We start from the raw sequence: 9,381 nt of genomic DNA, 5'->3' as shown, positions 1-9,381 counted from the left end.
GGGAGCAGAGGAGACGATCTGTCTAAAAAGACGGGGCCCCCACTCTTCAAAGTGTCCACACTTATGGGTACATTATATTTGTTTCCCCTGCCCCGGTCCCCGGCCTGGTTTCCCGCCATCCGGTCTCCCCGCTTCTCTGCGTAACTTTTACTAATTAAATCCCAATTTATTTTAACGCCATATCGCAAGTCCCCGTCTTTGCGCACTGCATTAAATTCTTAATGGAATAGACCACCATGCTTTCCACAGCCTCTTTGGTATAGAAGGCCATATGCTGTGTCATCGTAACATTGGGGAACTGCCTTAAATAGGCCATGTCTCTGTTTCGGATAATATCGCTTCTTAAATCTCTGTGATAAATCCCCTCTTCATTTTCTACAACGTCAAGCCCTACGGCTCCAACCTTTTTGCTTTCCACCGCATTGATTAAATCTTCCAGGCAGATGAGAGGGCCGCGGGCGCAGTTGATGATGATTACGCCGTCTTTCATCTGTTTGATGGTGTCTTTATTTATCATATGATAGGTGGACTCAAGGAGAGGAGTGTGAAGGGTGATGATATCGCATCTGTTATATAATTCTTCCAGTGATACGTACTCGGCCAGGCCCTGCACTGACGGATTCTCGTATACGTCATAGGCCAGCACTTTACAACGGAAGCCTTGAAGGTTTTCGATAACGGCAGCGCCGATTTTACCGGTACCTATAACGCCCACTGTTAAGTTGCGCATTTCCATGCCCTGGAGGCCGGTCAGTGAATAATCGTTGACATTTCCACGGAAAAGTGCCTGCTTATAGTGGCGCAGGGACATGAGGATCAGCATGATTGTATAGTCGGCAACGCCGTATGGGCCATAGTAAGTGTTGCTTATGACCATACCCAGTTCATTGGCGTGTTTGATATCAATGTGGTTGTAGCCGATGGTGCGGGTATTTAGAAAACGGATTCCCTTTTGGTAAAGCAGATCCAGAAGTTCGGAATCTAAATGGCTCATGCCCAAAGTGGTCATGTATTCAAAACCATCTGCCAGATCAATGTTTTCTGTGCTGACAGGAAAGGGGTAATACGTTATTTCTAAATCATGCTCTTTTTCCAACTGTTTAAATGTGCCCATTTCGTCGTCACGGACTTCAAATGCAATAAGTTTCATAGGAGGCCTCCTTCAATTAATTAATAAGCCTGGGATGGTCTGCAGGCTTTGTCTCTCTTTTATAATTAATATAGACATTTTTTCATATTTTTGCAAACACATGCTATAAAGCATAAACGCTATAAAGCGGCAAAGTGAAAAGCGATGGAAAAAGGGGGTTCAACGGCCCTGGGATTGTAACAGTCAGGCAGATACTGCATATGATATGATATAAAAGAATGCAGAGGAGAACATAATGCAGAATAATTATGCCAATGGAGAGCTGGAATATTTCAGAAGCTTGTATCCCATGAGGGCGAGAACCCTGCAGTCCTATGTGGACGAGGCTTGTGATAAAATGGAATATAAATTCAGCCCCATGTATGATGAATATCCTGATCAGTTGATGATTGAACAACTGTGCGGTGATATCTGCGCAAGAGTTTATCAGGAGAGGCCGGAACTGCTGAATGAACCGACGGAGGAACCATTGGAGGCAATTGATGTAGAGGAAGTGGAGACATACGAAACCACGAAAATGCAGCAGCTCCCTCCATGGGGACCGCCGCAGCCCCCACAGCCCCCAAGGCCGCCGCAGCCGCCGAGACCCCAGCCGCCTAGGCCGCCGCAGCCCCCAAGGCCGCCGCAGCCGCCAAGACCCCCGCAGCCCCCAAGGCCCCCGCAGCCATGGCCGCCGCAGCCGCCGAGACCGCCGCAACCCCCAAGGCCTCCGCAGCCATGGCCGCCGCAGCCGCCGAGACCACCGCAGCCCCCAAGGCCTCCGCAGCCATGGCCGCCGCAGCCGCCGAGACCGCCGCAGCCCCCAAGGCCCCCGCAGCCATGGCCACCGCAGCCGCCGAGACCGCCGCAGCCCCCAAGCCCCCCACAGCCATGGCCGCCCAGACCCCAGCCGCCCAGACCTCAGCCCTCAAGGCCGGGCAATAACTGGCTGAACGACATGATCCGGACCATGCTTTTGAATGAAATATACCGCCGCCGGTGCCAGAGCGGAAGATGCTAAAATTCATAAAAGATTAAGTTGAGGTTTTTATGGATAGCATATACAATAGAAAAATAAGAATGGCAAAGGGTGTTGTATTACATGGGAAAAATCATAAAAAAAGCAGGGATTTTGTGCGGTGTTTTTATTGCCGCGCTGGTCATATTTTTTGCGTTTGAAAAGAATACATCTGAGAAGTCCGATACGGTATATACTTCCATGGAAGAGGCAACTCTTCCAGTGGTATATACCGATATGTATAACAGTGAGATGAATATTCTTCACGGATATCTTCAGGAAATGGACCGGGTTGCCGGTGATGATGCTTTGACAATCCTGCCGCCGGACAGAAACCTGCGTCTGCGGATTGCCGATTACGGAGAAAGCGTCCTGGCTGTCCGTTACGAAATACGCAGTTTGGATCTGCAGAGGCTTGTGGAGCGGACTGAGGTGGAAAATTGGGAGGAAAGTTCGGGCAGCACCAATGTGGTTCTGCCGGTCCAGAACCTTCTTACCAAGGACAAGCAGTATCTGCTCCACCTGTTTGTGGAAACGGAACAGCATGGAGTTATCAACTATTACACCAGAATTATGTGGACAGACAATGAAAATATCGGGCAGATGGTGGATTTCGCCAGAGATTTTTCCACCAGGACATTTGATTATGAAGAGGCCCGGACGCTCACCACTTATCTGGAGAGCAGCAATACGGAGGACGATTCCTCATTGGGGCATGTGACCATCAGATCCAGCTATAACCAGATCACTTGGGCGGGCCTGGACATGCAGCTTGAGGGAAGCATACAGCTCACCCTGAAAGAAGTTGACGGAATCATGGGGAATGTCCAGGCGGATTATACCGCTTCCCGGGTAAATGAAGACGGTGTTAAGGAATATTATGAGGTCTGTGACAATTTCACGATGAAATGGAGCCCCCAGAGGATTTACCTGATGGATTTCCAGCGGAAGACCGATCAGATTTTTGACGGGGACAAGTATTTATTTTCCGGAAAGAGAATTCTGCTGGGCATTGGAAATGATGAGAATATCACGGTGCGGAAGAGCGGTAGCGGCAATATTCTGGCGTTCAGGGTGAATCGGGATCTGTGGAGCTATAATCAGGAAAAGAAAGAGGCTGTAAGGATTTTCTCATTCCGGAGCGGCAATGACGACAGCCCCAGAAGCCAGTATGACCAGCATGACGTCAGGATCATTTCAGTTTCGGACAATGGAGACGTGGATTTCCTTGTGTATGGGTACATGAACCGTGGAAAGCACGAAGGCATGATGGGAATCAGCATGTACCGGTATAAATACGAGGGAAATACCATCAATGAAAGCTTTTTCCTGCCCGCGACAGCCAGTTTTGAAAGCTTGTCTTCGGATATCAGCCGGCTAGCCTGTCTGGGTGGGACGGAGATGCTGTATTTTTATCTGAACCATGCGATTTATGGAATCGATTTAAACAGCAAGGAGTATATTGTGGTAGCCGATTCTCTGGATGAGGATGGTTTTGCAGTCAGCCAGGATGGAAAAAGGGTGGCATGGCAGGACGGTTCGGATCTGTATCAGTCAGAATTGATTCATCTCATGGATCTTCAGACCGGGCAGAAAGTGGAAATTACCAATTCTGAGGGAGCGGTCATGAGGGCTCTTGGTTTTGTCAACAATGATTTTATTTACGGTTTGGCTAAAAAGGAGGATCTTTGGACCGTCCATGGCCGGATCGAGACACTGCCTATGTATGCGCTGGAGATCATTGACGATAAGATGGAAATACTGACCCGTTATGAAAAATCAGGCCGTTATCTGGCTTCTGTCGTTGTGGAAGACGGCAGGATTCATATGGACCGCCTGACAAAGAGCGGTGACGGAGGTTATGTTAAGTCGGATAAGGATACCATTGTATGTAATGAAGAGGTAAAAGACCAGAGTATGGATGGAATTGGCTGGTATGCTTCCCCCGAACGCCGCCAGTTGTATTTTGTCCAGCTTACCGGTGAAATTAAGAATTCCAAAAGCGTAAAAGTGAGTACTCCGAAACAGATTTCAGGGGAAACCTCAGAAAATTTGGTGATACAGCAGAGCAATCCGTCCGGAAAATTAACTTTTTACGCATATGGAGCAGGTCAGCTTCTGAGGGTGACGGATGATTTTGCAGAGGCGGTGCAGCTCTCTTATGAAAAAATGGGATTTGTAACCGACAGCAATCATCAGATCCTTTGGGACCGGATCAATCGGAATCCTGCTAAAACCATTCGCGATCCCAAAACTGCCGCCTATAAGCTGACCAGCCGACTGGGGGAAATCACATCCAGCCAGGCATTTGAAGACGTTCTGATATTGGATGCCAGAGGATGTACTCTGAGCCAGATGCTGTATTTCATTGACAAGGGATGCCCGGTGGCGGCATACCGTGAAGATGGAAGTTATCTGCTTCTGTACGGCTATGACCAGTATAATGTTTCTGTTTACGATCCGGTGACGGAAGAAACTTACAAGATGGGATTGGGGGATGGAAACGTTTATTTCGAGAATATGAATAACGACTTTATCTGTGGACTTTCTGTTGATAAGAGTTAGAAAGATTAAGTGAAATGTGGATAACCCGCCTGCCTGAAGCGCGATGCGCTGATGGCGGCGGTGTTTTTGTTTTATGAGGGATAGAAACACGTGACAGTTTTATTTTCCGAAGCCGGGGAATGGGCGGTGTAAGTATAAATATTGCTGAAATATTTTGAGATAATAGATATATTTTTAACGAAAAAAACAGGAGTGCCCTCAGTCTTAGTTATATTGCTCATCATAACTCTTTGGGAAGCACAAATTTCATAAAGTCTTATAATATAAAACTCAGAAAAATTTAATACCGGGCTGTAAAAACAGCCATATTCAGTCTATTTAAACCGACAGACTTAAATTGCATAAATAGCAGTTACAAAAACCGTGTCGAATATGGTAAAATGTGGTATTTCTTAATATTTGCTGAAGAAAATACAGGTCTTTATTTGCGGGCTTTCAGCAGGGGAAAGCCCAGGAAAGCTTTACAAATCCTGTTCATGTGTTATAATTAGCAAAGGTATAGTTGTAAAAAAAATGTAAGAAAATAATTGAATAGAGCAAATGTATATAGAGGTGTAAGATGGAACAGTATATTATGAAGGGCGGTAACCCGCTGGTAGGGGAAGTGAATATCAGCGGAGCTAAGAATGCTGCTCTGGGGATATTAGCTGCTGCTATAATGACAGATGAAGACGTAGTGATCGATAATTTGCCCGATGTCAGAGATATAAATGTACTTTTGGAAGCGATTATGGAGATCGGAGCCGTTGTGGAGCGGATCGACCGCCATACGGTGAGAATCAATGCCGGGGATATAAAAGAAGTATCTGTGGATGATGATTATATAAGGAAGATCAGAGCGTCTTATTATTTTATAGGCGCGCTTCTTGGAAAATATAAAAGCGCTGAAGTTCCTCTTCCGGGAGGATGTGATATCGGCAGCAGGCCCATTGACCAGCACCTCAAAGGATTCCGTGCATTAGGGGCGGACGTATCCATAGAGCGGGGCGCTGTGGTAGCCCATGCCATTGACCTGGTGGGAAGCCATATCTATCTGGATGTGGTGTCCGTGGGGGCTACAATTAATATCATGATGGCAGCCACTTTGGCTGAAGGACAGACGATTATCGAAAATGCCGCTAAAGAGCCGCACATTGTTGATGTGGCCAATTTCCTGAACAGCATGGGAGCGAGCATTAAGGGAGCCGGAACGGATATCATCCGTATTAAAGGCGTGAGAAGGCTCCATGGAACCGAGTATTCCATCATTCCGGATCAGATCGAAGCCGGTACATTTATGTGCGCCGCCGCTGTGACCCGGGGAGATGTTATGGTAAGGAACGTAATTCCCAAGCATTTGGAGGCGATTTCCGCAAAGCTGATGGAGATGGGCTGTGAAGTTGTGGAATTTGACGATGCAGTCCGTGTGGTGGGAAAACCAAAACAGAAACCTACTAATATTAAGACCCTGCCGTATCCGGGATTTCCTACGGATATGCAGCCTCAGATTACGGTTACATTGGCGCTGGCAACCGGGACAAGCATTGTAACCGAGAGCATTTTTGAAAACCGCTTTAAATATGTGGATGAACTGGCCAGAATGGGCGGCAATGTCAAAGTGGAAGGCAATGTGGCGGTTATTACCGGGGTGAATGGATTCACCGGAGCTCAGGTAGACGCGCCGGATCTCAGGGCAGGCGCGGCTCTTGTGATTGCAGGGCTGGCGGCGGACGGCTATACGGTTGTGGACCAGATCGGCTATATCCAGCGCGGGTATGAGCATTTTGAGAGAAAACTCCAGGGACTTGGCGCCATGATTGAGAAGATTGATTCGGAAAAAGAAGTGCAGAAATTTAAATTAAAAATCTGTTGATTGAAGAGATGATCGGGGTGTTGGAAATGTGTTCAGAAGAAACATTTTTAATGCCCCGGTTTTGTTGTGCAAAAAAACGGATAAAAAATGATTTGGCATGAAAGGATTATATGAAAAAGGGGTAAGAGTATGAGCGCGAAGAAAGTGATATTTGGTTTGACGGCGGCTGTTGTTTTGGCAGCAGGAGTGGCTGCCGGGATAATGATAGCCGGAAATCTGGATTTTTCAGGGGAAGAATACCGTCTGAAGAAAACTCCTCTGGTGGAGAATTTTGATGGTAAACCGGATATGGATACCTGGCTGATTCAGGGAAGCGTGGTGGATGAAGATGGGGATCCGGTAGAAGAGGCATGGGTTGGCGTCGGTTTGAAAGGGGACAAAAAGCCGTTTGTGAAGATGGAAACGGATGAAAAAGGCAGATATTCCTGGGAGATGGAGGATGAACAGGCTGATTACTATCTGGTATTTCAAAAAGAAGATTACATAACAGTGGTGATGGAACCGGTAGTGAAAAAAACAGAACCCCACGCCCCACAGACACAGGTCATGCTGCTGGACAAAGAAGAGAATCAGGAAGCGCTGTATTTGCTGGATTTTAAAGGCGTGGAAATCAGAGCGGAAGAACTGGGCAGAGATCAGGAGGCGGCGTTTGAGGATGGGGGCTGGGAAGCGGATTATGAGACTTCCCTGCCAGGTCTTTTGGGGGCACGGGTGGAAATCCGGAGCGGCATTAACTGTACGGATGGAGAGGCGGAACTCAGCCTGGAAACAGAAGAAGACGGAACCTTTTCTGTCGGGCTGAAAAAGGGAGCTTATACGCTGGTCATAGAAAAAGATGGATTTAATCCTTTAACTGCGGTGATGTACGCGAGAGAAGATGAACCGGAACTCACACTTCCATTTGTTCAAAGCTCATCCGCTAAATGGCAGATTGTCCTCACTTGGGAGGGACGGGATGAGGATCCGCTGGATTTGGATAGTCTGGCAGCCGGGCCAAACCGTTTGATTGATTCACTGAACCGGGGAGATGAAAAAAATGGGCGTTATCTGTTTGATTCCTATGGAAAGACAGCCTTTGAAATGATCGAACTGCCCGCAGAACAAGAGGATTATCAATATTATGTGATGGACTATGAATGCGCTGTGAAAGGAGGCACACCAGGCCTGAGCAATTCAGGGGCTGTAGTGTGGGTTTATCAGAACGGGCGTCTGGAGGAACGGTTTGATCTGCGGGAGAACATGGAAAAACCGGTTTGGAATCCATTTGCGGTTAAAGAGGGGAAATTGGTAAAAGAACAGAAGGAAATGGATGAGATTCCGAATATTGAGGGATGGAAGAAAGATAAAGAGCTGGCCCGGATGAATTCAAAGGATCTGAACGCCGGGGAGATTGTTTCCGATGGGGAATGGCTCTATTTTACTAATATTTACGACGATTCAAAGCTCTATTACATTAAAAAAGACGGAACGGGTATGAACAAGTTATGTGATGACAGGACGGCTGATTCCAGCAGCAAAGTGCTGGATGGGGACTGGATTTACTATTGCACCGGAGCGGAAAATGGATGGGGAAACGCCGTATGGAAGATAAAAACTGACGGAAGCGGCCGTGAGCAGGTCAAATTCCTGGACGACGGGCAGTGGCTTAATATCTTAGGAAAATCGGACGGCCGGCTTTTTATCTGGAGCAAGGGAAAGATTGGCGGGGAGATCCTGTATATTGATGATGAAGGTAAGGAAACCAGCCTTGGAAATGGGCTGGGCAATGCGGTCAGCCTGGCTGGAAATTCCCTGTATTATTTCAATGAGGCCGGTTATGACGGGAGTTCAAAAGGGCTCCACTGCCGGAATTTAAAGACGGGAGAGGATACGTTGGTTCTTCCGGATGTGGATTGGTTTCAGTTCTCCATCAAAGACGGTTATTTCTATTATGATGAGGGGATCAGCCTGTTTCGGATGCAGTTGGGAAAAGAACCTGAACTTATAGCTTCGGGCAGTGAAGGAGCTATCGGCAGTTTTCTCATACACGAAAATGGAATTTATTACTATGAAGGCGGCTCCCTGTACCGGACTGGATTAGACGGCTCGGATCATACAACGATTAAAACGTCGGTGGGCTGGTATGACATCATAGATGGGGAACTGTATACGGACTGGGTGAAGTATGACCCGGTTAAGATCAGTGATTTAAACGGTGAAAATGAACGGGTTCTGTTTGATGTGATGCCTTTTAAAAAGGATGCGGCTGCCCAGGCCTATTACCGTTTTTTACAGGAAAATGAAACCAACGGCGACCCGGAATGGCCCTCTTACAGCAGTTTTGCCTGTCTGGATATCAACGGCGACGGATTAAATGAACTGTTTTTCAGCGTAAGTGAGTTCAGCAATTTTACAGACAGCCTGTATTCCTTTGACGGCAGCCTGACGCTGATTGAAAACCTGGCAGAGGGTTATAAATATGGCGGAACCATTGTATTCGATGAAGACACGAAAACTTTTGCGGCCATGTACCGCTACGGGAATATGGGGGCTCCGGATGAACTGACCCTATATTCCACCGAAAATCTTTATCCCCGCATTTTAGACAGCGGTTACCGTTATAGCATCGGCTGGGAGGACAGTGATCCGGAAACCCAGATACAGGCTGTGAAATTCGATGAGATTCTCGCAGATCACTGGGTTGGGAAACCGGCGGTGAAATGGGTGGAAAATACGGAAGAGAACAGGGTGAATTATATTTTAAACGGGCAGACCACCGGGTATGGGGATGTGATGGGGGAATGGCAGTAAAAACCATACGGCTGCATATTGATGATA

At 47.3% G+C, this 9,381-nt stretch carries 4 protein-coding genes; 3 read left to right on the top strand and 1 reads right to left on the bottom strand.

Translation table 11 applies throughout. The annotated features are described in order from the left end of the window. Nucleotides 1-166 precede the first annotated feature (166 nt). Entirely contained in the window at nt 167-1,150 is a 984-nt protein-coding gene (locus GPL15_RS09590; RefSeq protein ID WP_215698400.1) for a D-isomer specific 2-hydroxyacid dehydrogenase family protein, read from the bottom strand. A 1,081-nt stretch (nt 1,151-2,231) separates the two neighbouring features. Between GPL15_RS09590 and GPL15_RS09585 the strand changes: the two genes are divergently transcribed. The 3 genes from GPL15_RS09585 (at nt 2,232) to GPL15_RS09575 (ending at nt 9,354) form a co-directional block, all read left to right on the top strand. Next, a complete protein-coding gene (locus tag GPL15_RS09585) occupies nt 2,232-4,712 on the top strand; it encodes a hypothetical protein (RefSeq protein WP_215698381.1) in 2,481 nt (826 codons plus the stop codon). Nucleotides 4,713-5,271: 559 nt separating this feature from the next. Continuing rightward, nucleotides 5,272-6,564, top strand: coding sequence for a UDP-N-acetylglucosamine 1-carboxyvinyltransferase (locus GPL15_RS09580; RefSeq protein ID WP_215698378.1), 1,293 nt, complete (start codon nt 5,272-5,274; stop codon nt 6,562-6,564). A gap of 129 nt (nt 6,565-6,693) precedes the next feature. Then, a complete protein-coding gene (locus tag GPL15_RS09575; RefSeq protein WP_215698376.1) occupies nt 6,694-9,354 on the top strand; it encodes a DUF5050 domain-containing protein in 2,661 nt (886 codons plus the stop codon). The last annotated feature ends 27 nt before the right edge of the window (nt 9,355-9,381 follow it).

It is taken from the genome of Clostridium sp. MCC353 (genome assembly GCF_018785315.1).
Lineage (GTDB): Bacteria > Bacillota > Clostridia > Lachnospirales > Lachnospiraceae > CHH4-2.
This window is presented reverse-complemented; position numbering and strand designations above follow the sequence as displayed.

Coding starts and splice junctions, on each gene's coding strand:
- GPL15_RS09590 (WP_215698400.1), bottom strand. CDS start 1,150: ATGAAACTTATTGCATTTGAAGTCCGTGACGACGAAATGGGCACATTT.
- GPL15_RS09585 (WP_215698381.1), top strand. CDS start 2,232: ATGGGAAAAATCATAAAAAAAGCAGGGATTTTGTGCGGTGTTTTTATT.
- GPL15_RS09580 (WP_215698378.1), top strand. CDS start 5,272: ATGGAACAGTATATTATGAAGGGCGGTAACCCGCTGGTAGGGGAAGTG.
- GPL15_RS09575 (WP_215698376.1), top strand. CDS start 6,694: ATGAGCGCGAAGAAAGTGATATTTGGTTTGACGGCGGCTGTTGTTTTG.